Below are 223 nucleotides of genomic sequence, written 5' to 3'. Positions count from 1 at the left end.
GTTATGTATTAGCAGCGAATGAAATCTTTAGTATTGATAACATTAAACTCCAATCCGATCCTGATGGAACATCTGAAGGATCTGCTCACAGCGTTCCTCTTATCAATAGCGAGCAACTGGCCGCCTGCCATTTTGCCGAACCCGGTGACAACATATTACTTTTTAACCATATACGGGAAGAATCGCCATTTGGTGGCAATCAAATTAATCTCACGTTTTATGA

Annotated in this window: 1 pseudogene; it reads left to right on the top strand. The window is 40.8% G+C overall.

Going from position 1 to position 223, the window contains the following annotated elements:
- A pseudogene (locus ACGF49_RS25480) lies at positions 1-223 on the top strand (type VI secretion system baseplate subunit TssF); the annotation flags it as partial.

The organism is Photorhabdus sp. RM96S, assembly GCF_042879335.1.
Lineage (GTDB): Bacteria > Pseudomonadota > Gammaproteobacteria > Enterobacterales > Enterobacteriaceae > Photorhabdus > Photorhabdus kayaii.
This window is presented reverse-complemented; position numbering and strand designations above follow the sequence as displayed.